Annotated in this window: 22 protein-coding genes and 2 tRNA genes; 7 read left to right on the forward strand and 17 right to left on the reverse strand. The window is 46.9% G+C overall.

What is annotated here, in order from left to right:
* Window positions 1-38 precede the first annotated feature (38 nt).
* From PPG34_RS07610 to PPG34_RS07620, 3 genes are read left to right on the forward strand one after another with little or no spacing between them, the layout of a single operon-like run.
* Window positions 39-1,076: a sensor histidine kinase gene (locus PPG34_RS07610; protein WP_313832591.1), complete on the forward strand. Its 1,038-nt coding sequence runs from the start codon at window positions 39-41 to the stop codon at window positions 1,074-1,076.
* Between the two features lie 37 nt (window positions 1,077-1,113).
* A complete protein-coding gene (locus PPG34_RS07615) occupies window positions 1,114-3,588 on the forward strand; it encodes an ATP-binding protein (RefSeq protein WP_313832592.1) in 2,475 nt (824 codons plus the stop codon).
* Window positions 3,585-4,175, forward strand: coding sequence for a Tll0287-like domain-containing protein (locus PPG34_RS07620; protein ID WP_313832593.1), 591 nt, complete (start codon window positions 3,585-3,587; stop codon window positions 4,173-4,175). The genes PPG34_RS07615 and PPG34_RS07620 overlap by 4 nt, the downstream gene beginning before the upstream one ends.
* A 581-nt stretch (window positions 4,176-4,756) precedes the next feature.
* Here the strand turns inward: PPG34_RS07620 and PPG34_RS07625 are convergent.
* The 5 genes from PPG34_RS07625 to gltX form a co-directional block, all read right to left on the reverse strand.
* On the reverse strand, window positions 4,757-5,095 hold the full coding sequence (locus PPG34_RS07625; protein WP_313832594.1) for a hypothetical protein: 339 nt from the start codon (window positions 5,093-5,095) through the stop codon (window positions 4,757-4,759).
* 748 nt (window positions 5,096-5,843) lie between these two features.
* Window positions 5,844-7,100 carry a hypothetical protein gene (locus tag PPG34_RS07630; protein WP_313832595.1) on the reverse strand — a complete coding sequence of 419 codons (1,257 nt, stop codon included), beginning with the start codon at window positions 7,098-7,100 and terminating at the stop codon, window positions 5,844-5,846.
* A 69-nt stretch (window positions 7,101-7,169) separates the two neighbouring features.
* Window positions 7,170-8,603 carry an esterase/lipase family protein gene (locus tag PPG34_RS07635; protein WP_313832596.1) on the reverse strand — a complete coding sequence of 478 codons (1,434 nt, stop codon included), beginning with the start codon at window positions 8,601-8,603 and terminating at the stop codon, window positions 7,170-7,172.
* Window positions 8,604-9,647: 1,044 nt separating this feature from the next.
* Window positions 9,648-9,721, reverse strand: a tRNA-Gln gene (locus PPG34_RS07640).
* A 72-nt stretch (window positions 9,722-9,793) separates the two neighbouring features.
* Entirely contained in the window at window positions 9,794-11,206 is a 1,413-nt protein-coding gene (gene gltX, locus PPG34_RS07645) for a glutamate--tRNA ligase (protein WP_313832597.1), read from the reverse strand.
* A 286-nt stretch (window positions 11,207-11,492) separates the two neighbouring features.
* Between gltX and PPG34_RS07650 the strand changes: the two genes are divergently transcribed.
* Window positions 11,493-11,568: transfer RNA gene (locus PPG34_RS07650), tRNA-Ala, on the forward strand.
* Here PPG34_RS07650 and PPG34_RS07655 read toward each other — a convergent pair.
* Window positions 11,547-11,702, reverse strand: a complete 156-nt coding sequence (locus PPG34_RS07655) for a hypothetical protein (RefSeq protein ID WP_313832598.1) — start codon at window positions 11,700-11,702, stop codon at window positions 11,547-11,549. The two genes, PPG34_RS07650 and PPG34_RS07655, sit on opposite strands and share 22 nt — an antisense overlap.
* Between PPG34_RS07655 and PPG34_RS07660 the strand changes: the two genes are divergently transcribed.
* Complete coding sequence (locus PPG34_RS07660) at window positions 11,701-13,551, forward strand: ABC-F family ATP-binding cassette domain-containing protein (RefSeq protein WP_313832599.1); 1,851 nt, start codon at window positions 11,701-11,703, stop codon at window positions 13,549-13,551. The two genes, PPG34_RS07655 and PPG34_RS07660, sit on opposite strands and share 2 nt — an antisense overlap.
* 102 nt (window positions 13,552-13,653) lie before the next feature.
* On the opposite strand, the gene PPG34_RS07665 is transcribed toward PPG34_RS07660, so the two are convergent.
* Window positions 13,654-15,003 carry a replication-associated recombination protein A gene (locus tag PPG34_RS07665; RefSeq protein WP_313832600.1) on the reverse strand — a complete coding sequence of 450 codons (1,350 nt, stop codon included), beginning with the start codon at window positions 15,001-15,003 and terminating at the stop codon, window positions 13,654-13,656.
* 141 nt (window positions 15,004-15,144) lie between these two features.
* Between PPG34_RS07665 and PPG34_RS07670 the strand changes: the two genes are divergently transcribed.
* Window positions 15,145-15,933, forward strand: a complete 789-nt coding sequence (locus PPG34_RS07670; RefSeq protein ID WP_313832601.1) for an alpha/beta fold hydrolase — start codon at window positions 15,145-15,147, stop codon at window positions 15,931-15,933.
* A gap of 209 nt (window positions 15,934-16,142) precedes the next feature.
* Here the strand turns inward: PPG34_RS07670 and PPG34_RS07675 are convergent, their stop codons facing one another.
* The 10 genes from PPG34_RS07675 to nuoF all read right to left on the reverse strand — a co-directional run bounded on the left by PPG34_RS07675 (window position 16,143) and on the right by nuoF (window position 25,138).
* Window positions 16,143-16,562, reverse strand: a complete 420-nt coding sequence (locus tag PPG34_RS07675) for a response regulator (RefSeq protein ID WP_313832602.1) — start codon at window positions 16,560-16,562, stop codon at window positions 16,143-16,145.
* A gap of 33 nt (window positions 16,563-16,595) precedes the next feature.
* On the reverse strand, window positions 16,596-17,060 hold the full coding sequence (locus tag PPG34_RS07680; protein ID WP_313832603.1) for a response regulator: 465 nt from the start codon (window positions 17,058-17,060) through the stop codon (window positions 16,596-16,598).
* Window positions 17,061-17,158: 98 nt separating this feature from the next.
* Window positions 17,159-17,563: a response regulator gene (locus tag PPG34_RS07685; RefSeq protein WP_313832604.1), complete on the reverse strand. Its 405-nt coding sequence runs from the start codon at window positions 17,561-17,563 to the stop codon at window positions 17,159-17,161.
* A 183-nt stretch (window positions 17,564-17,746) separates the two neighbouring features.
* Complete coding sequence (locus PPG34_RS07690; protein WP_313834276.1) at window positions 17,747-18,103, reverse strand: response regulator; 357 nt, start codon at window positions 18,101-18,103, stop codon at window positions 17,747-17,749.
* A 239-nt stretch (window positions 18,104-18,342) separates the two neighbouring features.
* Window positions 18,343-18,972, reverse strand: a complete 630-nt coding sequence (locus PPG34_RS07695; protein WP_313832605.1) for a response regulator — start codon at window positions 18,970-18,972, stop codon at window positions 18,343-18,345.
* 1 nt (window position 18,973) lies between these two features.
* On the reverse strand, window positions 18,974-21,976 hold the full coding sequence (locus PPG34_RS07700) for a PAS domain-containing sensor histidine kinase (RefSeq protein WP_313832606.1): 3,003 nt from the start codon (window positions 21,974-21,976) through the stop codon (window positions 18,974-18,976).
* Between the two features lie 362 nt (window positions 21,977-22,338).
* A complete protein-coding gene (folE, locus tag PPG34_RS07705) occupies window positions 22,339-23,004 on the reverse strand; it encodes a GTP cyclohydrolase I FolE (RefSeq protein ID WP_313832607.1) in 666 nt (221 codons plus the stop codon).
* Window positions 23,005-23,058: 54 nt separating this feature from the next.
* Window positions 23,059-23,472 carry a 6-carboxytetrahydropterin synthase gene (locus PPG34_RS07710; protein WP_313832608.1) on the reverse strand — a complete coding sequence of 138 codons (414 nt, stop codon included), beginning with the start codon at window positions 23,470-23,472 and terminating at the stop codon, window positions 23,059-23,061.
* 4 nt (window positions 23,473-23,476) lie between these two features.
* A complete protein-coding gene (locus tag PPG34_RS07715) occupies window positions 23,477-23,821 on the reverse strand; it encodes a 2Fe-2S iron-sulfur cluster-binding protein (protein WP_313832609.1) in 345 nt (114 codons plus the stop codon).
* A gap of 30 nt (window positions 23,822-23,851) precedes the next feature.
* Window positions 23,852-25,138 (reverse strand): NADH-quinone oxidoreductase subunit NuoF, encoded by a 1,287-nt coding sequence (nuoF, locus tag PPG34_RS07720; protein WP_313832610.1) that lies wholly within the window; start codon window positions 25,136-25,138, stop codon window positions 23,852-23,854.
* A gap of 411 nt (window positions 25,139-25,549) precedes the next feature.
* Between nuoF and purE the strand changes: the two genes are divergently transcribed.
* A complete protein-coding gene (gene purE, locus PPG34_RS07725; RefSeq protein ID WP_420888089.1) occupies window positions 25,550-26,014 on the forward strand; it encodes a 5-(carboxyamino)imidazole ribonucleotide mutase in 465 nt (154 codons plus the stop codon).
* Window positions 26,015-26,088: the final 74 nt, after the last annotated feature.

Below are 26,088 nucleotides of genomic sequence, written 5' to 3' on the forward strand. Positions count from 1 at the left end.
TATTCATTGCATTTGAATTATTGATGAAAGAGGTGGGTATGATTGATCAATCAATTATTCGGGTCCTTGTTCTTGGAGGGGGACAAGGCGGCACAGCATTATTAGAACTCTTCTTTCAACTTCCCCACATTCAGATTGTTGGCATTGTCGATACCAATCCGCATGCCCCGGGTTTACTAAAAGCCAAACAGTTACACATTCCCGTGTTCAGCAATTATATGCAGCTGAATAATCAAAAGGATGTTGACCTCATCGTTGATGTTACCGGGGACCCTGAGGTGTCCAAGTTTTTGCGTCAACAAAGAAATCCTACAACGGAAATCCTGGATGGTGCCACCGCGAAACTCTTCTGGGAAATCCTTGGGCATGAGAAGCAAATGGAGGGGTGTTTATTGCAAACGGAAAAGCTGGCCTCCATTGGTACCTTCGTCTCCAGTATTGCCCATGATGTGAATAATCCACTCTACATGATCCTCGGGCATGGGCAAAATATTGCTGAGGACACTGAAGAGCAATCGACAAAAGAATCGGCTCAATGCATTGTCGCGGCGACCAAACGCATTACAAAAATCTGTCGAGGTCTGACATTGTATTCCCGCGCACCCTCTCCTGAAAAAATGGAAATGGTCCATGTGAATTCACAACTTGATGAGGCATGGAATATTGCCAGTTTTGCAGCCAATCACCAAGATGTGATCATTGAGAAACACTACGACTGCAGTGCCGCTATTCAGGCCAATCAGGATGATATTCTTCAGGTGTTGGTAAATTTAATAGTGAATGCCCTTCATGCAATGGAAGGAGTAGGAGTATTGACGTTGGCTTCTGTGTGCCAGAATGGGTCGGTCACTCTTCACATCGCGGATACCGGATCGGGAATCCCTGAGAATCATTTACCCAATCTTTTCCTTCCATTTTTTACGACCAAGCCCAAAGGGATGGGAACAGGGTTGGGCCTTTATTCCGCCAAATCCATCACGGAAAAATACGGGGGACAGATTTGTGTGGAGAGCGAGGTTGGAAAAGGCACGGCCTTTTCACTTCAATTTCCTGCAATTGAACACGCCCCAACGTAATCAACTGTTGTAGAGCTCCCAAAAGGGAGGGCCACATATGGCCGGGACGTCCAGACAAGGCGGATTCACCAAAAAGCTCATTCTCTCGATGCTCTTGGTAGGACTTCTGCCTCTGCTTATTGGTTTGTCGTTGGCATTTTATTTTGGCATGCGAGAAATTCGCGAAGTGAATGGCGCCAATTTTCAGGCCCTTGCCGTGGAAACTGCCCGAAGGTTGGACCTTGTGGTAGTCGACGAACAAACAAGGAACCAACAAATTGCCAAATTACCGGTAATTATTCAGGAACTGGAGAACCTTCGAGACCAAATCCAGCAGTTATCTCCTGAACAAGTTCAAGCTCGTCTTTCCAAGGAAGATGCCGCATGGAAGTCGCAAGATTCAACCTTTCAAGCCACAATAATTGAACATCCGCTCACCCAGACTCTCATCCGCAGCGTTCTTGGGACCAACACTGGGTTTTCATCAACTTCTTCTATGGTGGCACGGTCTGCCACTCGGGTGCTCTATGTGACCGATATCCTCGGCCGAGTGGTGGCGACGACCAATGCGAATGTGTCCTACCTCCATCAACAGTCAGACTGGTGGAAAGGGGCCTTTCACACTGGGGTAGGGAAACCCTATATCAGCAATTTAGAATTTGACGATTTATTGCGTACGTACACGTTTTCCATCGCGGTGCCGGTAATGGATAGTATTCGATACCGGGCCGTCGGCGTGTTACACCGCGTCTATGATGCCAAAGAATTTTTCGCACCATCTATTGATGTGATTCATTTTGGGAAAACGGGCCATGTGATGCTGATGGATAGTGATGGCCGTGTGATTAGCTGTCCAATTCTCAACACTGGTGAAAAAATTGCCGACTCCCAATTAATTCCCTTGGTCACACCTCTTATCCCAGGATGGACCTTGGGCACCACCGACGGACATGGCGGCCAGGACCAGTCGATTATTGGATTCTCGGCCTTGCCAACAATGTCCAGGGTCATGATGGATTCGACAGGAAAGCCGTGGCATTTGTTTGTCTGGCAGTCTTCAGAAGAGCTGTTTGCGCCCGTATATAACCTACGCATTTGGATCGTTTCCTTTGGCCTTATTTCTTCGGTTCTGTTATTGATCCTTGGGGTTTTGGTGTCGAGACAAGTCGTCCGTCCCCTTCGTGATTTACAAAGTGCCGCCCAACGCATTGCCAATCGGGAGATGACAGATCCGATTACCATTAAGACCGGCGATGAAATCGAGGATCTGGCAGAAGAGATTAATCACATGAATATGCAACTCCAGGCAGCGTTTTCCGGATTACTCAGCGAAGTCGAGACGAAGACACAGGAAGTCAAGTATCTCCGTGAATCCACTACTCAGATCCTCGAAGGAATTCCCGACCCGGTCATCATGGTAGATGAGCATCTCGATGTGAAGTATATGAATCAGGCTTTTATGCATGCGGCTGGACTTACAAATGGCTGGGGTGACAATCAAAATTTATTGCAATTGATTTCCCCGAGCTCACAAGAACAGCAGCAACTCCGCCAGGAGGTTCATAACTTGTTGGACCTTTCTCCCACTGATACTTCAGCGAACGGGGATGGAGAGACGCGTATGGCGAAACAAATTAATGATCCGCTCCTCCAACATAACACCGATTCGCCTTCGGCCCACGAACACCTTCTCACCATCGAAAACCGGATTTTCCGGTACGACTGGTTCCCTGTCGGTCTTCGTCCAGGAGAAAATCCCAAATATGGAATTTTGTTACGAGATACGACTGACGAAAAACGGCTCCAGGATCAACTCATAAACAGTGAAAAGTCGACCAGTTTGGGGGTTCTCTGTTCAGGCATTGGCCATGAACTCAACAACCCATTGGTCGGTGTCATTGGATTGGCCGAAGCCATTCAAGATGAGGAAGATGTACAAAAGGCTAAAAGTCATGCCAAAGCCATTGTTCAGCAGGGCCAACGCATGGCCAAAGTGATACGAGATCTGGTCGGACAAATCAGGAATCAGGAAGCAGCGATTCCAACGGCTCTTGATCTCAATGTGCATTTAGACCTGATTGTGCAATACATGAACGTCAAAGGGGACTATCCCGAGGTCACTATTCGGAAGGAGTACCACGATCTTCCTCCATTTTACGGGCAAACCGACGAAATACGCCTTCTATTTTTTCATGTGATCAAGAATGCGATCCAAGCCATGGAAGGGAAAGGTCTGCTCACCTTAAGAACTCATACCTCGGATTCAGGCAATATTGAAATACGGATTGAAGACACGGGTATCGGTATTTCACCAAATCTTCTGGCTAAGGTGTTTGACCCCTTTTTCACGACTAAGTTTCAAGGAGAGGGTAGCGGGCTTGGGTTAACCATTGTACAGAGGATTGTACAAAAATATGGAGGCCGGGTGGGATTGGAAAGTGTAGAAGGTCAAGGAACGCAATGCAGCATCATCCTCCCGGGCGAAAACCAGGCTCATAATAAGGAGGAGGAGGAGAAGGGAAATCTTGCATGAAAAATCCACGAGTCGGCATGTTCGGATTGGTCTTTCTGTTTACATGCTGGATGAATGCTTTCACAAGTGATGCAAAACGTACGGAACACATCCCCGGCATTCCCCCTGATGTGGTGGCGTCGTATATTCATTCCATCATCCAAGCTGATCGAACCATTTATTCGTCCTTCATTGTCAATCGCCTTCATGAAAATAAAATATTGGATGCAAACGAAGCATGGGAACAAACGAATTCTCTTCTTCTTCCTGCCCAATTCCTTCAAAAATCTGGAAGATTAGTGGCTGAGCATGGGACCGGAATTCGATTTCGATTGATCAGCTTATGGCCCATCTATGAACGAAATGGTCCTGTAACTGACTTTGAACGAAAGGGATTGAAAGCTGTAGAAAATAACCCAGATCAGCCGTATTCAGGAGTCATTCAAAGTGGGAAGATTTCCTTTTTTCAAGCCATCTATGCTGATCAAGCAGTGACAGCATCCTGTGTCAATTGTCATAATACCCACCCACTCAGTCCCAAACGAAATTTCAAACTGAATGACGTCATGGGAGCTATTGTCATTACCATCCCCTTACCAGACAAATGATAGAGAGGGCATGGAATACACAATCAGAACATACATGAGATCATCAACCTGAAAAGTTGTCACATTCCTTACTGGGTATTGCCACCCTCCTTGGTGATGGTCAACTAAGGGGGAAGGGCTGAGGCAAGATAATTTCACAGAAAAGGAGATTCTCTTAAATCCTGAAATCTAAACTGGGATGAGTCATGCTATCACCCCTTACTCTGAGCACTTTCCAGAAGAAATTCACAGTGGAAGTTTAGTTTGACCAGGGTGTGACACCTTGAAGACAGGAAGCCCGCGCCCTTTCACAAATGAAGCCTCGCAACTTATTGGCTTCCAAGAAGCCAATTGATGGCTGGCCTTACTGGACGATTTTCGAACTTTTCGGATCAACGCTACTGGTCTCAACCTCAGTGAATTTGTTGCCGCTTAAGGGTATTTTGAAGCATATGGCGTTAGGTGATTGGCAAAGAAGTGTTCCAACCTTTGTAATAGAGAACAGGCATCCTTTTTAACAAGACATCATTCCTACATACCTTCCCTCCAATAGCCTTCTGGCCCGCTGATTAAGAGTCCAAAGCATCCCAACCCAGCGCAGCCTAGCGCAACCCAAGACACCGAAAGTTCAGAGGGTAAACATGAACCAAGGCAATCCTGAAGTAGCTTGGTGTGCCTACGGTTGGCACCAAGTTGGCACCAAAGTACCCGATGGTTCCGCCACAATCTTTCCCTGAATTATCCCCCTGCAACCCGCTGACAGTTACGACATGCCGCAAAATTGTTAAACCAGGAATTGGGCGAGGTCTCGACACCCCCTCGGGAAGCGGATCGAGCACGGGTTTGACTTTCGGGGCTATCACTTTAGCCCGACGGGGCTGACCGTCGCCCGGACGACGGTCGAACGGTTCGTCGCACGCGCCACCCCACTTTTCGAGCAAGAGCCGGGGGAGGCGTTCACCTCCGCCCGGTTCGGGTTGTACGTTCAGCGATGGGTCAGATGGGGGCGTTCAGCGAGTTGTGGGGATATTCATTTCCACTGGACCCATCCCTTGGTGTTCTACATATCGATCGTGTCCCAATAACCGGACGGTAAGGACCGCCGGTTATACCAGAACCCCAGCGACGCGCTGTACTGGTCTTCCTTGTTCCCGTTGAGCACTATGTTAGGGAATGCGCCGCCGGGGGTATGGGTGCGGGAGAGTTTTCTTTACATTGAAGGTTCCCATTGACGAGGGTATTGGAGCCGATTACCCCACCCCCGGAGTTCTTGAACGTTTGCATATCGCCATTGGAGACTGTGTCACTTAGTATAAACAAAATCCCATTCTCCTCTAGTTGCATGTTTCCGTTCATAATGGTCGTACTAGTGATTGATACGCCCTTTGTTCCTTTCACTCGGTTCACAAAGCGTTTTGGATAGGTGGCAATTGCCGAAGGCCTCGCTCAAATAGTGGGAGAGGTATCTGTCGGTCCTCTACTCCGCAAGCTGCAGCTGACCAACTGGTTACGGATATGCCCCAGGCTCAAACTTTGCCACCACAGTTCATATCGAAGGGTTGTATGTTCATATAAATTTTGACAATTGAGGGAATTAGAGAATGCATTTTGAAACTTACCTTTAATTTTAGAAACAGGAAAATTCGGAGGGTTACCGATTGCAGTGTAATCGAGTTGGAAGGTTTTCTGTTAATTCGTGTTGAAGGGGCAATTAATATTTCTTCCATCGGCCTTTTCTTTAGGAACAAGCCGGCATCCTTTTAAGAACTGCTTTGAAGCTGTCATTAAAGCCAAAACTTTTTGTCGCCCATTCTCCGGATAAGACGAAGAAGCTTTTATTGAACGCTCATTCTCTCTTATTTTATCGAGAGTTTGCTTACGTGCTGCGTGAAAATCACCTGTACGAAGATAATTTCTTAGCATTTGGATATTTAACAAGATCTTAAAAGTCCGGTCATATCCTTGATAAGGGGTTTCCAAATAAGGAGAGACCTTTATAGCTTTTTCATAATCATTTAGTACATTTTCAAATCGCTCTTGTTCGACGACCAAACGAAGTGTATTGTTCGCCTCTTTTGTTAGGATTGTAGTACTCTCCTCCTTAGGTTCAAGTTTTAAAGCCCCAAGACCTAAATGGCTCTCAGCCAAATATGTATGACTAATTCCATCGGTCCTATTGTCCCTCCAATTCTTCTGCGCTAAATATTGGTTCAGGTAATCGATACTTTTTTCATAGCGTTCCAAGTAATAACTTGTCATGCCGGCCAACAAGTGAACCAGTCCCTGCAGTCCCTCAGGGAGTTTAGGTATTTCTAGAACGACATTTTTATATTCGCCGCTCTTGGTGAGATGATCAGTTATTATGCCTTTCAATTGATTGGTTTGTTTGTCATATTCTGAGGCAATAAAATTCATGTTATCCTCAAAATTGACCTCAATTTTTGCGAGATTCCCGTTTTTATCAGAGGTTAAAACATCAATTTTTTTTTGGTGGGAAAGGTATTCTGCGTAATCTGATGTTAGGGCCATTAGGGGGAAATTTAATCGGGCATACTCCCTATATTGTGATACCTTGACCGAGGAATGGCTCAAGTGGAAACTAACGACGTATTGGTCTCCAAAGGATAAAATTTCTCCCCACACAATTAAGGGAACTTTATATTGGCGAGCAACCTCTTCAGCCCCAATGTGCAAATCCCGATTCACCTTCTTTACGAGTTCCGAGTCCGGAATTCGAACTACTCCGATTTCATGGGGGAGTAGTTTAATCAAATTTAAGCTGAGATCGACTGCTAGACGTGATCCCATATCAGGATGGTCTACAGCGTGAAAATGCATGATTCCTATAGCTGGCCGCAGCTTATCTTGATCTATGAGTTCAGCAACTGGGTTGAGTCTAGGCGTGGCGGGAATAGCGGGTGAGTTTGAAAAACTACTAAAGGTCATAATTATCCCCAGAAAAGCCAAAATCTTTAAGAGATAAAATGAAGAAAATTTCCTATTCACTAAAGGACCTCAGTTAGATGGTGTGTTTTCAATATTATGAATATAACTACATATTGCGTCATCAATATTCTGATTATTGTTATTTTTCGGACAATTTTGATTCATTTTATACTGTCCCGCCCTTCTGAAAAAATGCTCGGCGAAGATTGGTTCGTTGAAACCGTATTCACGTACCCCGAGTGCATACAACGTTGTTTTAAGGTAAGTGCGCCTAATTTCTTGAATATCATCCTGAAAGTCACGTAATTCCACTTGTACAGATACGTAAGGGTCGTTGAGAAGACCTTTATATTCACCCAAAAAGATCCGCGAATTGAATTTTATATTATTCCCTTTGCCGGATGACCCTAAACCAAAAATCAATTCAATTGCCCCATGAAGTCTTTGCAACCCTAGTAAATATTGAGGATCTAATGTAGGCAGATTATTTGAATCGACACGAACGTTAGCCTTAGATTGCGTACCACTTAAACAATCAGAGTCTTTTATTCCTTGGTCACTGCAAATGGTTTGTAATTCACTTCTTATTGCTGCATCCAAGTGGTGCAGAAGGACGTATGACAATGAGGTCTGATCGGCATTGGGTGAGGCATGAGGGTATATCAAAATAGTATTTGCATACAATTGCTCTTGGGCATGTTGTTTTATTTTGGTAAAAGAGTGATGTTTCACATTTTTACCGGGACGGATAATTTTAGAATGGGTCCCATCCACATTTTCACAGGGGAATACCCCACAAGCACTCCACTCTGGAACCAATTCATCACCTATACCGGCATGAGCGTGTAAAGAAATACACCGATCGAGACCAGCGGATTCATAGCACTTAATGATCACACGTGTTACCCATTCTCGTAAAAACCGGGTAATTACGTTGCTAGCCAATTCCATATCGGCAATTTGAACATTCAAGATGCTAACCCAATTGGCTTCTGGCACACCAAAATGAGGGGTGCCATATGTAAGGATCTTTTTTATTGGATGAAGAACATACTCCTGATCTTCTGAAATGAGGTGCAAAACTGCACCAACAATAACGAGTCCACCCATACTGTGCCCAACAGGAAGAATGTTTGAATAACGTTTTGTATCGGCGAATAACTTGAGTTCAGCAGCCAAATATCGCCCTGTTTGGGGAATGTCATTTTTCGAATCCCACAACTCTGTAGGATAGCCGAATAACAAAATGTTATGCCCTTTCATTTCAGGGTCAGAGCACAAAAGACTAACTAGTTGGGTCCATGCGGATCTATTTGTGGAATTAAAACCATGGACAAAAAGCAAAAGGCTACGGTTCCTTGGATTGTCTCGAACATAAATGCGTTTCGGGGTTCTATCGGAGTGGTGAGAGGTATCCTGGCTTAAGAAGCAATTTGTTTCGGCAAAACTCGGTGAAACTCCCAAGAAAAATGCTAATAAGAAGATCATTGAATTGAATATCATGGTAGGTTTAATTTTTACTTAAAATATGGCTCGCGAAAAATTTTTTTCGCAGTTTCTCATCACTAGTTTTATTGAGCCCTTCTTTAAAAGGGTAAAACCATGGTGATCTGAGAAAACGGAACAACTTTAATATTGAAATTTTACCTTATTTAATCACCCAAAGTCATTCTTAAAGGAAGGTCTTTGTCACTGACAATAACTTCACAATTGGGGTTTCTGGGGTCTGAAATAGGGCTTCAGGAAAGGCATTTACGGAGCATAAAAATAGGCGAATTTGATTGAGAAAGGTATTGGTGTCGAAGCTGGGACTGTGATGGAGGGAATTGCTCAACTCATTGATAACTTGGGCAATCTCCCGCTCCCTACCTGCATATTCTAAGATTGCCTCTTTGCCAGATTTTGCCTTTCTTCGCCTGAATTCGCACGAATTTGTCTGTATGTCTACCACCTATTTAACACCTGGAAAATCGTTTAGAAATGAGGGGGGGGTATCTTCGGTCAGGGGGGTGGCTGTTTAGGGAACCCGACGACTTGCCATACATACCCCTCTCCCGAAACCTCTCGGCATTATAGCTTTGGTGCTTTCCCAAAAAATAGGAGATGACGTGCCCCCTTTATACCACCCAATGGTCTATGTTAGAGGCTTGAGTAAAAACGGATCGACCATGCGACGTCTTGACTTATCCATCAAACAATCCATAAGGAAGCTTGGATCTTAGACTTCTCAATCTAAGATACAGCCTAAGGATGGGGAATCCCTGGAGTCGCCCAAACGCCTTGATATAAGGAGGCTCTTCGCGAAGATGTGGAGGAACTCTGGTAGTAGAAAAGACGAGGAGACCTTTGAATGCCAAAGGGTGCTGATGGCGTATCAGCTGCTCCAATTTTTAACACAAATTTGGAACAGAGAGAAAAAAGTGAAGCGGAAATCCGATATTTCTTCTTGAAAGGATTAGAGCAGGAAAGAGGGAATTTGCGAACGGAAAGTTCGATTCCTGGTTGGTTTTACATTGCTAACCATTCAATATTATTGATGAAATTTGATGGCTGGGGGAGAAGGATTCGAACCCTCACAGCCAGAACCAGAATCTGACGTCCTACCCTTAGACGATCCCCCAAACCTTGGAAAAGCTTAATCTAGCCCTCTGTTTCAGTCAAGAAAGCCTTCACCTGCCAGCCCCTAGGACCAATTAGGATGTTTTTCTTTGGAGAACCTGTTCAATACGGGCCAGCGTCCGGTCTTTGCCCAACAATTGCATCACCTCATGAATGCCGGGGCTAAAGGTTCGTCCGGTAAGGGCCACCCGAAGGGGTTGGGCAAATTTTCCCATTTTCAGACCATCCTCTTCCAACACGGATTGGATCACGGGGTCGACGTCCTCTTTGGAAAGGCTACTGAGTCCACTGAGCCGTTCGGCAAACTTTTTTAGGCTTGGCGTTATCGCCGGCGTAAGAAATTTCGTGGCTGCCTCCTCATCCATGGTGACTGGTTCGGTCACAAATGGCATGACCCAATCGGCCATCTCAATCAGAGTCTTGGCCCGTTCCCGAACATGCGGAATGACGGCCACTAACCCACCCTGAGGTTGGACCGGTCCGTTGGGATCATACCCGTGTTGGGTCAACAACGGGACCAGCAATTCCGCAAGATGCCGAGGGTCTGCTTGTTTAATATGTTCGGCATTCAACCAAAGGAGTTTTTCGGGATTAAACACTGCTGCGGAAGCCTGGACATGCTTCAACGAAAACTTTTCGATCATTTCCTGGATCGTAAAAATTTCTTGATCGCCATGGGACCAGCCAAGCCGAACCAAATAATTCACCAAGGCCTCCGGCAAATACCCCATGTCCCGATACGCCAATACTGATGTGGCGCCATGGCGTTTGGAAAGACGGGCTTTATCCGAACCAAGGATCATCGGCAAATGCGCGAATTGGGGTACTTGATAACCCAGGGCCTCAAACATGGGTACTTGCCTGGGGGTGTTATTGACATGATCATCACCGCGAATGACATGGGTGATACCCATGAGCGCATCATCAATCACAACCGAAAAATTATAGGTGGGATAGTTGTTGGAACGAAGAATAATCAAATCATCGAGCACGGCATTGTCGAAAACAATTTTCCCTTTAATCAGATCATCAACGATCGTCTGCCCTTCCTGCGGCGATTTAAATCGCATGGCTGCAGGCTCCTTCGGAGAGGCAATACCTTTCTCGCGGCATCGCCCATCGTATTTGATCGACTCCCCTTTGGCCTGAGCCTCCTTTCGACGGGCTTCCAAGTCTTCGGGGGTGCACACACACCAATACGCTTTCCCTTGTTGAAGAAGTTCCTGCGCTTTCCCTCGATAGAGGTCCAGTCGATCGGTTTGACGAAACGGACCTTCGTCCCAATCCAGCCCAGTCCAACGCATACCCTGAAGAATTGCATCAATAGCCTCATCCGTAGATCGGTCTCGATCCGTATCCTCAATCCGCAACACAAAGGTCCCCCCGTGATGCCGGGCAAACAACCAATTAAATAAGGCGGTTCGTACTCCGCCAATATGCAGATAGCCTGTAGGGCTAGGCGCAAAGCGCACTCGAACATCCGTCATGCTGATTCACCCTTTACTTTGAAGAATATTGTGTTGGGAGTTGGGACCCATTCTTTCATTACTCTCCCTGGCCATCAAAAACGGAATAGGAGGAATTCTTCCTCAGGTTCAACATCTGATGGAGAACCTCCGAGCTACTGCATTCTTCTAACAAAGATCCATGCATCCATGCCACTCATTTTCCTTAAATATAGGCGATTCCCTCTTCTTGACCGAGGTACCCCTACATGATAGATTCAAATCCATTAAGTCTGTTTTCTCAATAACCGACAATTATCAGTGGAGTGGGGCTGTGGCGCAGTTGGGAGCGCGCGTGAATGGCATTCACGAGGTCGCCGGTTCAATCCCGGCCAGCTCCACCAAACATTCCAAAGGTTGTATCATCCAACGGTAATCCTGCCTTTATCCCGCATTCAGTTTTCATTCCTTTTCGTGTGTTGTTCCTGAATGTCGCAACCATCAAGGCCGTGCCAGGATCGATCGTCTCATAAGCCATGATTCATATTGAAGCTCTGACCAAAGAATATCCAACCAAAACCCTGTTTAATGGAGCCTCGGCCCATCTGCGTCCGGAGACACGTGTTGGGTTAGTAGGACGAAACGGAACTGGCAAAACCACCCTGCTCCGAATGATAATCGGCCAAGATACTGCAGACGAGGGCTCCATCCGACAACGGCCCTGGCTCCGTATTGGCTATCTGCCGCAAGAGCTGGATACTCCGACGAACCTGACGGTTCTCCAGGCCGCCCACAAAGATCAATACCCTGAGCATGAGGCCAAACGAATCCTCTCTGGACTAGGATTTGGAGAAGGAGATTGGCATCGAACGTTGGCCACTTATTCCGGCGGCTATCGGATGCGCGTGGCACTTGGGCATCTGCTGCTTTCTCATCCCGATGTGTTGATGCTCGACGAGCCCACAAACCATTTGGATAAACCGACCCAAGCGTGGTTTGAGTCGTTTCTCATGAATTCCAACATGACCATGCTCATCATTAGCCATGATACGGCCTTTCTGGACCGCGTCGTGACGCATATTTGGGAAATTCGCGATGCACAGCTGCAGGAGTTCCGTGGAAATTATTCCACATTTCAAAAGCTCCGACTCCAACTCGACACCCAACAATCTGCCGCGGCCCAACGACAAGCCAAAGAAGTCGCCCGCGTCCAAAAGTTTGTGGATCGATTCCGATACAAAGCCAATAAAGCCAAGCAGGTTCAATCCCGGATCAAGCAATTAGAAAAGGTCAAATTGATTGAAGGCAAGCGGGATACCAAGCGCCTTCGCTTTCGTTTTCCCGAGCCCAAGCCCAGCGGAAAACTGGTCCTTACCCTGGACGGCATCCGAAAACAATACGGCGAAAAAGTCGTCTATAAAAACTTAGACTTTTCCGTAGAACGAGGACAGCGCGTTGCCCTGGTCGGCGAAAACGGCGCTGGCAAAACCACGTTACTGAAAATTTTATCCGGTGTGTTGCCGTTCGAAGCTGGCAAGCGCACTGAGGGTCATGGTGTTTCGATCCATTATTTTGCACAACATCAGGCAGAAATCCTCAATCCCGAACATAGCATTTTGGAATCCTTGGCCGAAGCCGCGCCACAGGCCGAAATGAATTATCTGCGCGGCATCGCCGGTGTGTTTCTCTTCTCTGGCGATGATCAGAAAAAACCCATCAAGGCATTAAGCGGTGGAGAGCGCAATCGCGTGGCCTTGGCTCGGATGCTCGTCGAACCTGCAAATACCCTCCTGCTTGATGAGCCGACCAATCATTTAGACCCGATCTCTGTCGACGTCCTCACCGACGCCATGACTGATTTTCCCGGCACTATCGTGTTTATCTCACATGACCCGGTATTTTTGAGTCGGGTTTCCACGCGAGTGGTGGAAATTGAAGAAGGCGTCCCCACAGACTACATTGGCGATTACGAATACTATCTGTGGAAACAATCCAAAGAACTCGAAGAACTTCAAAAACAAGAAGAAGCCAAATCTGAGGCGCAACCCAAGAAAAAAAATCGCAAAGAAAAAACGAACGGGGCTGCACCCGTCGAATCACCTTCTCGCGAAAAATCACCTAACCGTCGAGACCTGACAAAATCCATCAACCGGTTGGAAAGACAAGTCGCTCAAGCTGAAGAAGAGATTGCTGGGTTAGAAGAACAGATCAACGAGCGAGCTACAGAATTGGCCGCGCCTGATTTATATAAAGACTTCGCTCGCTGGAACGACTTGCATCAAGAGCACGAACGTTGGAAGCACAACCTCGAAATCATGACGAACAAATGGTCTGACCTTTCCTCCCAACTGGAAATCAAAAAACAACAGATGGAACAGGTGGGATAGAATAATGAATAAAACCCCGTTGTCAGTATTTCGTATCTCGTATTTCGTATATGATTCCATCACGAGATACGAATAACGAAATACGAACGACGCATCTTCCCCCTATCGTTCCTCATCTGCAAAATCCTCACCCTTCCCTTTCTTCTTCGTATCCAAATGAGGCCGATAGTACCGTCGTCCTTCCAAGGAAGGCGGAAGATGGGCTTGTTCACCCTGTGCCTCGGGATCATCATGAACATATCGGTAGTCTTTGCCATACCCACTCTCTTTCATCAGAGAGGTCACGGCATTGCGAAGGTGCAACGGGACCGGCAAATTGCCAAATTGTTTAGCATCGGCCAGCGCTTCTTTTAACCCGACATACGAGGCATTGCTCTTGGGAGAGGACGCCATATAAGTGGTGCCATGGGCCAAATTGATTTGTGCTTCAGGTAACCCGACTTGTACCACTGCCTGAAAAATCGCCGTCGCGACTGTGATGGCCATGGGTTGAGCATTGCCGATATCTTCTGAGGCAAAGATGACCATTCGTCGGGCGATGAATTTCGGATCTTCTCCCCCCTCCAGCATTCGGGCTAACCAATACAATGCGCCATGAGGATCAGAGTCTCGCAGACTCTTGATATATGCTGAAATGAGGTTGTAATGCTCCTCCCCGTCTTTGTCATATCGAATGGACTTCTTTTGAAGAATATGTTTGAGTTTATGTTGATCCAGCACTTGAGGATTTCTGTTCTTGGTCGCCACCTGCCTGACCGCATATTCCAAAGCCGTGAGCATTGAGCGCGCATCCCCGTTGCCATAGTGGATTAACCCCATTCGCGCTTCACTGCTCAACGTCACATTGTACTTTCCTAAGCCTCGCTCCTGATCTTTCATCACCCGATCGATAATGGTTCCCATAGCCAGATCATCCAAGGAATGAAGCTCCACCACCAATGAACGAGACAGCAACGGAGCAATCACCTCAAAAGACGGATTTTGAGTCGTGGCGCCAATCAGGGTAATATCCCCCCGTTCCACATAGGGCAGAAACGCATCCTGTTGCGCTTTGTTAAATCGATGGATTTCATCGACAAAGAGAATCGTTCGCTGACCGGACATGCGTCGACGTTGCACCGCTTCTTTAATGATGATTCGAAGTTCGGGCACACCACTCACCACTGCAGAAAATGGGACAAAAGCTGCCTGTGAATGTCGGGCAATCAGGTTTGCCAACGTCGTTTTACCAGACCCCGGCGGGCCCCAAAGAATGAGCGAGGGCACTTGATCGGATTCAATGGCCTGTCTCAACGCTTGGTTTTCAGACAGCAGGTGTTCTTGCCCTAAAAATTCTGACAATGATTGAGGCCGAAACCGCTCGGCAAGAGGGCCAACAGACAAGGAAATAGGGTCGTGCGTAGGTTGTGTGGAATCTTGAAACAAATCAGGTTGTTGGGAGTGATCACTCAAAGACATAAGGCCTCGACAAATGCTAAACGACGAGTCACAGATACGTCGAAGAATCTTCTTATGCTATATCGATAGGGAGAAATCCTGCAAACCGTCGTTTAATCCATTGTATCGCCAGAAGGAGAAACGAAGGAGGGCGCTGTGAAAGTACACATCAACAAAATCGATCTCGCCTATTCAGATGAAGGACAGGGGCAGCCGGTTGTATTTCTTCATGCCTTTCCCTTAAACCGAACCATGTGGAACCTGCAGGCCGACGCGCTGAAAAATCAATTTCGAGTCATAACTGTAGATTTACGAGGCCATGGGGAATCCGATGCTCCCATGTGGCGTTATACCTTGGAACAATTTGCCGATGACATCATTTCCTTACTCCAACACCTCCAGATCCCCAGGGCCACATTCGTCGGACTGTCTATGGGCGGGTATATCCTGTTTGCGTTGTATCGAAAATATCCCAAGTTTGTGCGAGCTCTGGTGCTCGCCGATACCCGCGCTCAAGCCGACACGCCGGAAGGCAAAGCCACGCGATTTTCCATGGCACAAGTGGCCTATAGGCGTGGCTCATCGGCCATTGCCGAACTCATGCTGCCCAAACTCTTAAGTCCCTCCGGAATGGAACACAACCACGAGTTGGTGGGCCAACTAAAAACCATGATCGTCGGCAATCAAATTTCAGGAATCGTTGGTGATCTCATGGCCATGGAAGAACGCCCTGATGCCACGCCGCTGGCCCAGACCATCGAGGTGCCGACGCTGGTCATCGTCGGGGAACAAGACATTCCCTCCCCTCCTGAAGAAGTGGAACACATGGCCAACCACATCCCGGGAGCGACCTTCATTCGGATTCCCAAAGCCGGACATCTGTCCAACATGGAAAACCCCCAGGCATTCAATGCGGCATTGCAGCACTTTTTGGAACAGAGTTAAACGAGAAAGCCGGTTACTCTCCTGTGTATAGTGTTGAAGGGATACTCATGGACTACCATATTATGGCTAACGGGAAAAGCATACTCTCAAGGGCTATAATGAGGAACGGCAACTCTTGGCATGGGAATTGGGTGGGAATCGAAGATCCAATTGTCTCGTACCTCGAATATCTTGGAAACGAAACAATCCATAACAGGCGGGAAAACTTTTTAAGGGTTGAAGCCTCCGCTATGACACCTGACTTGATCTCCAAGAGCCTCATGGACATGGGAAAGGATGTCATCAGGGCTATAGGGAGCCGTCACAATCGCGAAGACACCTTCCCGTTGAAGGGCAGGCGTTTCATGGGCTTCCCAAGGAAGAATGAGCGCGATGACGGGAATATTGTTCAGAGGGGCACAGCTCTTCATATATCTCAACAAGTCCATACCACTAACCCGGGGCGCTCCTAATTCAGTTATGACAAGGTCGATAGATGTTTCCTCAAGGACAGCCATAGCCTGCGCCCCACCGCTGGCCAACTTCACGACATACTCCCTATTCTCAAGGGCCTCACAGAGAGACATTTGGGACACCCACCCATCACTCACGAGGAGAACTCGCTTCGGATATTGTGGGGTCTCGGTCATGGGTAACAATTGGAAGCCTCGTCAATTGCCTGGTCAGTGATCCGCAATAGAGCTTTCTGAAAGAATGTCCTTAACGGTCTCCAGAAATTTTTCAAGAGCAAAGGGTTTTTCAAGGACTTGAGTTGCACCAAATTTTTTGGCCATGTGGAGGACATCAATTGAGTCAGCGAAATAGCCACCGGACATCGCAAGAGTTTTGATGCTGGGAAAGGCGTCATGCAATTCCCTGATGGTTTCCAGCCCATCCTTCTTGGGCATGAATACATCGATGATGACAAGCTGGATTTCCTGCATTCGGCATAGGGACATTCCCTTGTCACCGTCTTCGGCCTCAAACACGGTATACCCTTCATTGAGCAATAATTCTTTTAAAAGCAACCGAATTTGTTCGTCATCATCAATGATTAGTAAAGATTCCATATTGGAGACAGCACCCCATTTATATTGAAAAAATTGTTTGCAACCACTATCAGCTAAATCTGATGCAGGAATATCCAAATCCTTATTCCGTGCTTGGTCTCCTCCCCTACGCCTGCTTCACGTGACCCATATTGGATTCAACTTCAGGGTGAAAGTTCTTTTTGATTTTTTGCCACCTACTCATCCTGGTGATCAAGGGGCTTGGTCTTAAAGGATTTTGACCCTATGACTTGGTCCACGGCCTCAAGCAAAAATTGAAAATCAAACGGTTTAATAATCGTTTGATAGACACCAATCTTTCTGGCAATATTCTGAATGTTCGGATCGGGATTCCCCGTCATCAGGATGATGGGAATATCAGAAAAGTTCTTTCGCTTTTTCACTTCTTCGATTAACCCTAATCCGTTTCTCCCCGGCATATCATGGTCGGTTAACAAGAGATCAAAAGGGCGAGTGGACAACAATGTGAGGGCTTGGTCTACGGTCCTGGCTGACTCGCATACATGACCAGCACTGTCCAGGTTCGCACACATGGTCTCAAGAAATATTGGTTCATCATCGACCACCAATATGTCACCCATGCTTTACCTCACGAGAAAAAACTGTCAACCCCATGTCTTTCCCTCTATCATCGCTTTTACCTTGCCTTATTTGGATCGGAAGAACACTGAAATTACGATTGAGAATTGAGGATAACGGTAGTCCCTTTTTATCCTACAAGGGATAGGTTTTAGGTTATGGATAATCCGACCAGGAAATATCAATCATAAATATTTTTTTCGGGTGAGCAAGGCTTGTAGGAGTGAAAAATCTAGAGATTTGTCCAAAACATCATCGGCTCCGGCCTGTTTAAAAACCTGCTCATGTTCAGGTGTAAACACATTAGACAGAATAATGACCCGGGCCTGAGGTTGAATCCTCTTGAGATGTTGAATCGATTGTGTCGCCGGGCTCTTGAGAATATCCTGATCAATGATGCCTACTTCATAGGATAATTCAGGAAGTTGAGCAACTACCTCCCCCCAGATTGAAGCTTCACCGACAATCTGGATATTGGGAATTTCCCTAAGCAGTTCAATAAATTTCCCTCGGATAGTCCAGGAGGGATCAGCAATAAACACACGCAAGAAGTTTGTCCTTTGTCAAATGCAACCCATAACTTTAAAGAAGAAGTTACGTTTTACTAAAATATATGGGTTGGGGGTGTCCGATAACCCGGAAAACATTTGTAGGACTAATCAGATCCTTGCGTAAGGTTTTGGCCGATAATGAAAGTGGGCGAAAACAAGGGAGGGAAAAAGAGGAAGGGAGGGTACAGAAAAATTCTACAGAAGGGATACAAAATGGGAATGGCGGTGAATTACTTTTCTAGGTGATGATCAATCACATAGCGTATCAGTTCCGGGGTCGTGCGGAGATTTAATTTCTCTAAAATGCGGGCTCGATAGGTACTAATGGTTTTGACGCTGAGACATAACTGTTCCGCAATTTCCCCAGCCTGCATTCCCTTGCCAATTAAACGAAGGACTTCTAATTCCCGGTCTGATAAACGATCATGGGGCGTGTCCGACACTTCCCCAGCGAGATTGTCGGCTAGTTTTTCACCAACTGAGGCTGAAACATATTTTCCGCCCTGCAGAACTTTTTGGATGGCCCGGACTAATTCTTCAGGAGCACTTTCTTTGGTGAGATAGCTCGAGGCTCCGGCTTTAATGGCTCTCAACGCGTATTGCTCCTCTGAATACAGGCTTAAAATAATCACAGGGACACTGGCTCGTTTCAGTTTGATTTCCTTTAACACATCCATGCCATTCTTATCAGGAAGGTTAATATCCAGGATCACTATTTCATACTCTCCTTGATCGATCAGAAGACAGGCCTCGCTTCCAGACTTGACTTCCACAACGGACGATCCAGGGAAATCCTGTTCCAGAATTTCCTTGATTCCACGGCGAACAATGGCATGATCATCAACAATAAGAAACTTCATTCTAGTTCTCGTTTGATGATTGGGAAGGAATCTTACGATCAATCCTTACCTTCACCTCAGTACCCTTTGCAGGGCTGCCAGAGATTTGAAACTGCCCCCCCACACTGATGGCCCGCTCTTTCATCCCGAGGATGCCTAACGAACGCGAATTAGTAATTTGCTCGGTCGTGATACCTGATCCATTATCCCTCAAAATTAGCACCAAGGCCTCATCGGTATTCGCCAACACGACCTCCACCCGGGAAGCCCGGGAATGTCTCAAGGCATTGGTCAGGAATTCCTGGGAAATTCGGTACAGAGCTGTGGCAACCTCCCCCCCAATATCCTCACCCTCGTCACGAACCGCTTGTTCAATGTTCACAACACACTGAATGCCTGTCCGTTGGTGAAATTCCCGGAACTCACTTTCTAACGCCTCGACCAACCCGAGATCATCAAGAACTGCAGGTCGAAGCGAGCTGGCAATCCTCCGGACTGATTGAATGATACTCACCACCGTGGATGACATGGAATGAAACTTGGTGAGGATATCCTGTTTGCTAAGAAAATCACTCGTCTTATCCAATTGTTTCATCATCCATGTCAGATCGAAATTTAAACCAGTTAACGCCTGGCCGAATTCGTCGTGGAGCTCCCGAGCAATTCGTTTTCGTTCCTGTTCTTGAGCCGAGGATAATTGTCCAGTTAAATCACGCAATTGGGCCAATGTTCTGGCATTCTCATTTTCTGCCCTCATCCGTTCCAATTCGGCTGCGGCCCTAGCACCAAAAATGTTCAAAATGGATTGTGCACGAGCGACATCGGAAAGGTTATCGTCATTTACGATACATAGATGACCAATGGGTTTTCCTTCTGATCCCTTCAGAGATATGCCCAGATAGGCCTCCGCATTAATGTCTTGAAGATCTGTATCAGCCGGAAACAAGCCACGCACGCCTTTTGGGTAATAGACCAATCCCTCTTTCAGTACCTCCTGGCAAGGGGTACCGGAAACATCGTATTGAAAGGAATCCCCCATTAATTTTTCATTCCAGCAACCAAGCGACCGTAACCGAGGAGGATTTTCCAGAATGAGTTCGGTAACTAGAGCAAAGCGAACGCCAAGGGCGAGGGCGATTTGCTCAATCAACACATCGAAAAAAGCTTCTCCCACCTGGGACGCAGTACCCTGTACAAGCGTTCGAAAGGTTCCCTCTATCTGTTTTTGTTCAGAAATGTCTTGGGTCAGACCCATAATTTTTTCCACCCTTCCGCCGGAATCCAGAATGGGAACGAAAGAGGCTTGAAAACAGGCTCTAGCGCTTGTCCAAAATTCGAAGGTGCAGGAAGTTCCCTGTAATGCTTGATCGAGTAGCGCCCCAATTCTTCCCTGATCTTGTTCCCCCACAAAATCCAAATAGGGTCTCCCCAATACATCCTTTTCATTATCGAGTCGCAACATGCGAAGTCCTGCCCGATTCATCGACACCAATGCGCCATCAAGATTGATTTCATGGATACAATAGGGGGAATGCTCCACCAATGTTCGATAACGCTCTTCGCTTTCCCTCAATGCTTCTTCGGCTAATTTACTTTCTGTAAGATTCTCATGGGCCACGACCACCCGGATGGGACCCTGCCCCGGGAAACGTGTCACCTTGACGACAAACCATCGCCGTTCAGTGGGTGAATGACATGGGTAGACCCAGGAAAAGTTCTGTTGCAACCCCTGTATCACCGATCGAATGCCTCGGGCTACTGTCCATGCCTCTTCAGAGCAGTCTCCCGTGGCCTGTTCGCACACCTGCAAGTAGTTATCTCCAACCGTAAACTGCTTGGAAAGAAGGCCGTTTCCTAGACCAAACTGTTTCCAACTTTCGTTGATGGTGAGGATGGTGCCTACTTCGTCAAGCACGCAGATATGGGCCGACAAAGCATCCATCGTGGAATAGGCAAACCGTTCGGACTCTTGTAGGGCCCTTTGGGCTTGTTTATGTTCTGTAATATCACGGGCCACCGCGACGAGCATGGCGACCTGGTCATTTTCCCCAAAAATGGGAGACTTGATTGTCTGAAACAGTCGGATTTCCCCGTCATGACGAGTCACGTGTTCCTCTTGAATGAATTGGGTCTGTCCTGTCTCAAATACCCTCTGATCATCTTCAAGATACTGTTCTGTATTGTGGGGATCATTGAAGGGGGCATCCATCAGATCCTTTAGCTCCGCATTCGTCATTCCATAATATGATTGAAAGGCTTTATTCGCCCATAAAATCCTTGACAAGGGATCTTTTACGAGTACCAAATCGGTCGTCGCATCTAAGATCTGTTGAGTCATGTTCTCAGTTTCTCGGAGCGTCATCTCGACTCGCTTGCGACTAGTGATATCCCGCCACACCGATCGGCTTTGGATGATGCGTCCTTGTTCATCACGAATAGAAGACACGTTCAGCAGCACGTCGATTGTGGTTCCATCTTTCCTCTTCAACTGCAGTTCGGCATCCCTGACCTCTCCTGTGGAAGAGAAGGTGTGAAAAGCCTGTCGCGCGTCTTCCAACGAATCGGGGTGATATAGGTCAAAGACTGGCCTGTCCACGATTTCCTGCTTGGTATAGCCCGTGGAGGAAACTAACGTTTGGTTACATTGAAGAACCCGCCCAGTTTTGGCATCGACCGAGACAAACATATCAGGAGCATTTTCATAGAGGTCCTGATATCGGATCTCCGACGCACGAAGCGCCTCCCCCTTGGCGACTTGTTCATTAATAAATGTTCGAAGGTACAACACAGCCGTAAAGGCTAAACCACTTACCAGGAGCCCGGGAATTTCTTCAGGGTTGGAAAATAACACCACCGTCCAATTTTCTGTCTCTACCACAAGAGCCAAACCCTGTCGCAGTGCCATGAAGGCCAGGAAAAGACTAAACAACCCCATACGCCAATCTTTGAGTCGTCGCACCAGGGTAATGGATACGACCAAGGCCACAAGACAGATGCCTGTCGATATCAGAAGGGTCAAACTCACTAGATCTCCCCAACGGTTAAATAAGACAACGGGGAACACCACCTCAATTTTTCCTGGAATCTTTCAAATTTAAGTGTTTCTTTTTGACTCTGTTTTTTGACCTTTCCCTTTAGGTTAAAAATCACCTGGAATAGTGACGATTCTATTGGGACATTCTCCTAATCCTGATCTTCAATCAGATTTGGTGTCAAGCAAAATAGCCTCAATAGGCACATTCATTTGGGAAAAGGAAGAGATTAGCTTGGGTAAATGAAAAGAAATCCACTATGCGGCAGGGTTTTAACTTAGGAAATGCTATGGGGAACTGATTTGTTGAGTTTATAGGTAGAGGGGGGACAAGACCGAGGAATAGCTCAATATTTCTAATTTGGACTAGGGCCAATGAGTTTAAGAAATTCCTCACGGGTTTGTTGCTGTTTACGAAAAGCTCCGAGCATATGGCTGGTCACCGCCAAGGTATTTTGTTTTTCGACACCTCGCATCATCATGCATAAATGACGCGCCTCAACGACCACTCCCACACCAACAGGTTTTAATTTTGCCTGCAAGGTTTCTGCAATTTGGACCGTGAGCCGTTCTTGAACTTGAAGGCGACGGCTAAAGACATCCACGATCCGAGGAATTTTACTTAACCCCACGACCTTTTTATCGGGAATATAACCGACATGGCATTTCCCAAAAAACGGTAAGAGATGATGTTCACACAAACTGAAAAAATCAATGTTACGCACGATCACCATTTCATCGTAATCAATCGGGAACAGCGCCCCATTGACCAGATCATCCACATTTTCCTGATAGCCCTTGGTAAAAAAGGAAAAGGCTTTGGCAACCCGTTTTGGGGTTTCTTCCAACCCACTACGCTTAGGATCTTCGCCTAGCACCGTGAGAAGTTGCGTGATAAGCCCTTCCAGGTTCGTGGATTGCCCCGTCTCGGAAACTCTGGCCACTCGACCAAGCTTTCCTTTGACCTGTTTCGATGCAGCATTGCGGGCAGAGGATTGATGAGTGGAGGATTTACGATTCATGGTTATTTAGTAGTGGAAAAAAGAAGTGTATCTGCGGAACAACATCTACGAAGGTTAATCGCTTTGATATTCAAAATAGTTATCCCGAGTTTCGATTAATCCAATTTTGGCTAATTGTCCCACCGGAATCTCTTCAACAAGTTCATCCCATATAAATTTCGCGAGATTTTCCCCAGTCGTGACCACATCTTGAAAGGCCCGGTCATGATTGAGATGCCGATGGTCAAACCGCTCAACAATTTTCGTGTTCACCAAGTCATCCAAACGAGTGATATCCGTCACTTCGCCGGTCTGAGGATCGATATCGCCCTTCACCGTTACCAGAACCGTGTAATTATGTCCATGCCCATGGAGATTATTGCATTTCCCAAACACCTTTCGATTGACATCATCGGACAGTTCTTGGGCGTGGAGCCGGTGGGCCGCGCAAAAACGATATCTACGAGTCACACGTGCTTGGACATTCATGAGTTTACGACTGAGACGTTTCGCTTTCTTCTTTGACGGATTCCGTCGTTCCCCATTTTTCTTCGGGAACTTGGACCATCACATCGCCATGAATTTTGGCCTGGCAACTTAATCGGTGATACGGCTCCGTGAGCGCTTCCCGATCCAATAAGTCTTGTTCTTCAAAGTCGATTTCTGATAAATGCTCGCCACCCACCATGACCTCTACCCGACAGGTGGAACACGAGGCATTACCCCCACAATCATGTTCCATGGGAAAGCCCAACATTTCGGCGGCTTCGAGAACGGTGAGGTTTTCCGGCACCTCTCCGCTTTTTCCCTGCGAGTGAATAAAGGTGATACGCGGCATGACGAATGAATTATTTTTTAAAAAACATAGTTATACGGGTGCTGGCGCAAAGGGACAAGCATGGTTGGCCACATGCGCATCGAATTCTGATCGAAAAAGGCGAAGACTATTCTGCACCAGAACTGAAGCCCCGGTCACTAATGTGCAAAACCCCGTGCCCTTAATATAGCCGGATATTTGCATGATACGATCAAGATCTTGCTGAGTCCCTTGTCCTTCTTCAATTTTTTTGACCAATTCTTCCAAATTTTCAGTTCCAATATAACATGGCGGACATTGTCCACAGCTTTCTTCACGAAAAAAACTCGAGAGCTTCAAGGTTTGTCTCACCATGCACGTCGCATCATCCACCACTATGACGCCCGCTGATCCGAGCCCGGTTCCGGCTTTCTTTAACGAATCAAAATCCATATGAAGATCCAATTGATCCGGTCCGATCATGGCAAACGATGGACCTCCAGGGAACACGGCTTTGACTTTTTTCCCATTGGGGACACCGCCGCCACATTCTTCAATGAGGTGACGAAGAGATGTTCCCAGAGGTAATTCATAAACACCAGGCCGATTCACGGCTCCGCTCAAGGAAAAGAGCATCGTACCCGGGCTTTGTTCTGGCCCAACTTGGGTAAACCATTCCGGTCCATTTCGAAGAATATGAGGAACATGCGACAGGGTTTCGACATTATTGACAAGTGTGGGTTTCCCATGAAGCCCAAAATCCGTAGGATAAAACGGTGGTTTTTGTTTAGGTTGCGCAGGCCGGCCCTGCATCGATTCCAGCATGGCGGTTTCCTCTCCTGCGACATAACTGCCATGCCCATCATAAATTTCAATCTCCAGGTTCACCCCGGAACCGAGAATATTTTTTCCCAGAAATCCTCGTTCCCTGGCCTCACCCATGGCTTTTTCTAGATTGGCCCGAGCCTCGGTAAATTCCGCATTCAAGTATATAAAGGATTCTTTGGCCCCCACAGTAAATGAAGCGATTAGGCATCCCTCGATCAACTGATGAGGGCTGTGGGTAATCAGATGCCGATCTTTAAAAGTTCCCGGCTCGTGCTCTCCAGCATTACAGACAAAGTACCGTTCAGCACTTCGATGATGAAACACCTTTTCCCATTTCAAACCAGTGGGAAATCCGGCGCCACCCCGTCCTCGCAAAGATGCCCGCTTGAGTGTGGAAATAACACTATCCGGGTTATTTTCTCGCAGACATCGTTGCCAGGCCTCATAGCCACCCTTCTGGCAATAGGCCTCGATATTCCAAGGATTTCCTTCCAATGGCTGAAGCAGACGTAGGTGATTATTATTGGTCATTTAGTGATCCGTATTGGAAAAAACTTCTTTATTTATAATGCGAGTCTCAGAACCGCTGACTATACGGGTGAGTACATATTTTCGTCAAGCATTGGGGCTGGACAATTGGCCAAAAAACACAATACTCTCATATGGTTATGAAGCCACTACCGTAGGCCATACCACCAAAATCTAAAACTAAGTATAAACCCTTTTTCTTAAAAAATTCCCTCAGGGTTTTCTTGCTATCATGAACCAAATGGATTCAGTGGGATAGGTTTGTAAATAGATGAATGACTTTGTAAAATCTCGAACTTTTCGTGGATGCCCCGTGAGTAAAAGCCGACGGCATTTCAATCATGTTAACGAAAACCAATTAAAGGAGATTCACACGTGGGCACGGAGAACGCAACACCATTGGTCGGCATTCTTATGGGAAGTAAAAGTGACTGGGACGTCATGCGTCTCGCCAGCGAAACACTCACACAACTGGGCATTTCCAATGAATGCCGGGTCATTTCCGCGCATCGTGCACCTGATGCGCTGTTTGAATACGTCACCCAAGCAGAATCACGGGGTCTGAAAGTCATCATTGCGGGGGCCGGCGGTGCAGCCCATTTACCGGGAGTCATTGCCGCTAAAACGACGCTGCCAGTCCTGGGGTGCCCCTTGCAATCCAAAGCACTCCAGGGGATGGATTCCCTTTTGTCGATTGTCCAAATGCCCAAGGGCATTCCCGTCGCGACATTGGCAATTGGCGAAGCAGGCGCGGCCAATGCAGGACTGTTTGCCGCGGCCATTTTGGCGTTATCCGATTCTGCAATTAAACAACGGCTGGAAAACTATCGAAAGAAACAAACGGAGAAGGTGTTAGCGGATACCCACTTAAAATTGTAAGGCTGCTGAAGAGTAAATTTCCGTCTTGGGCCTGCCTTAGCCTTAGCGAAGGCTGACGGCTCATTAACACTGGC

The sequence above is a fragment of the Candidatus Nitronereus thalassa genome (assembly GCF_032191465.1).
GTDB lineage: Bacteria > Nitrospirota > Nitrospiria > Nitrospirales > UBA8639 > Nitronereus > Nitronereus thalassa.